Source organism: Mesorhizobium sp. M2C.T.Ca.TU.002.02.1.1 (genome assembly GCF_003997225.1).
This window is the reverse complement of sequence record NZ_RZTO01000939.1, coordinates 1-2,178: the sequence shown is the minus strand read 5'-3', so window position 1 is coordinate 2,178 and position 2,178 is coordinate 1. Positions and strand designations below refer to the sequence as shown.

Below are 2,178 nucleotides of genomic sequence, written 5' to 3'. Positions count from 1 at the left end.
AACCCGTCGCGACGGTCGTCGAGGCCGATCAGCTCGTCGCGAAAAATCACCTCGTCCCAGACCCGCGCCGAGAACACCAGCGCAACGGGCACCGCTTTGTTGCGCAGCGTGCGATGGCGCACCATCGCCATCAGCGGCACGACGCCCGAGCCGCCGCCGACCAGGAGGATCGGCCCGCCGTCGCTCTCCTCCCAGATGAAATGACCGCCCAGCGGACCGCGTAGCTCGATCTCGTCGCCGACGGTGGCCACGTCGTGGAAGAAGGGCGAGACTTCGCCGTCGTCGAGCCGCTCGATCGCCAGCTCGACGCCGCCGCCTGCTTCCGGCGCCGAAGCGATGGAATAGGAACGGCGCGCCTGATAGCCGTCCGGCGCCGTCAGCCTGATGTCGACATGCTGTCCGGCCAGATGGACGAAGGGCCGCGACGGCTGGAACCAGAAGCTGGTGACGCGCGGCGTGCGCTTTTCGATGCGGGTGATCGTGGCTGCCTGCCAGGGCGATTGCGGCGACGGCTCGGCACTCATCGATCGCTGCTCATGGGTCACTGGAATAGCGCTGCTCGCGCCAAGGGTCGCCATACATGTGATAGCCGCGCAGTTCCCAGAAGCCCGGTTCGTCGCGCTCGGTGAACTGCAGCCCGTTCACCCATTTGGCCGATTTCCAGAAATAGAGATGCGGCACCAGAAGCCGCGCCGGGCCGCCATGATCGAACGGGATCGGCTTGCCCTCGTAAAGCAGCGCCACCATCGCCTTGCCGGTGACGAGGTCCTTGGTCGGGACATTGGTGGAATAGCCGTCGAAGGACAGCGCCAGCGTGTAGGCCGTGGGCGGCTCGATGCCGGCGTCGGCAAGGATGTCGTCGATCATCACGCCTTGCCATGGCGTGTTGAACTTGGTCCAGGCCGTGACGCAGTGGATGTCGCGCGTCATCTTGCTCTGCGGCAAGGCGTTGAACTCGGCCCAGTTCCATTTCTTGATCGGCCGCGGCCCCTGCTTGAGGGTGAACGACCAGTCCTCGGTGCGCACCCGCGGCGTCGGCCCAGCCGACAGAACCGGGAAACCCTGTTCCAGGTACTGGCCCGGCGGAATGCGCGCGTCGGTGTCGGAAGGAGGACGCCGTCCGGAGAAGAAGCCGCGCGTGACCATTGAGACGCCTCCTGCATCGGCGGAACGATGCCGGCAGTGTTCTCGAATATGCCTCTAGGGGCAACAGAAATCTCGAGGACGGAGCCCGCCGGGAAGGCCGACGGGCTCCGCCGGAGCTTTTCTCAGCCGGCGGCGAACGGAACGGCGACGAAGATCTGCGCGTCGCCGCGATCGACAAGCAACAGCACCGACTTCTTGCCCGACTTGGCTGCCTCGGCGATCGCCTGGTTCGCCTGTCTGGCGTTCTTTACGGGCGTCTGGTCGACACCGACAATGACATCACCCGGCTGGATGCCGGCCGCCGAGGCCTCCTTGTCCGGATTGACCCGCTCGACCACCGCGCCACGCTGATTGTCGGTAAGATTGAGCTGATCGCGGATGTCGGGCGTAAGATCGGTCAGGCCTAGGCCGAGCGAAGGAACGCGCAGGCCCTGTTCGGCCGACGGGCTGCGGCCTTCATTGCCGTTCGAGGCGGTCTTCTGATCATCGGCGTTGCGGCCGACATCGGCGGAGATCTGCATCGCCTTGCCCTTGCGCCAGATATTGACGGTTTCCTTGGCGCCCGGCGACACGTCGGCTACGGCGCGCGACAGGTCCTTCGGATCCTTGATCTCCTGGCCGGCGAAGCCGGTGATGACGTCGCCGGTTTCAATACCGGCCTTGGCCGCCGGCGACCCCTCGGTGACCTGGGAAACCAGCGCGCCGCCCGGATGGTCGAGACCGATGGCGCTGGCGACGTCCGGCGTGACCGGCTGAATCTGCACGCCGAGATAGCCGTACTCGATGTCGCCGCCCTTCATCAGCTTGGCCACGACCTTCTCGGCCTGGTCGGACGGGATGGCGAAGCCGACGCCGACGCTGCCGCCATTGGGCGAATAGATGGCGGTGTTGATGCCGATGTCATTGCCGCTGACATCGACCAACGGGCCGCCGGAATTGCCGTGGTTGATCGGCGCGTCGATCTGGATGAAATCGTCGAACGGCCCGCTGTGCAGGTCGCGGCCGCGCGCCGAAACGATGCCGGCGGTGGCG

The 2,178-nt window shown here is 66.1% G+C and carries 3 protein-coding genes; all 3 read right to left on the bottom strand.

From position 1 onward, the window contains the following. Nucleotides 1–524: FAD-binding oxidoreductase (locus EOD07_RS31725; protein WP_127238079.1), on the bottom strand; the 524-nt coding region annotated here is incomplete at its 3' end. 10 nt (nucleotides 525–534) lie between these two features. After that, nucleotides 535–1,146, bottom strand: a complete 612-nt coding sequence (locus tag EOD07_RS31720; RefSeq protein ID WP_127238078.1) for a molybdopterin-dependent oxidoreductase — start codon at nucleotides 1,144–1,146, stop codon at nucleotides 535–537. A 122-nt stretch (nucleotides 1,147–1,268) separates the two neighbouring features. Next, nucleotides 1,269–2,178, bottom strand: a 910-nt coding sequence (locus EOD07_RS31715) for a PDZ domain-containing protein (RefSeq protein WP_127238077.1), incomplete at its 5' end; no start/stop codon positions are given.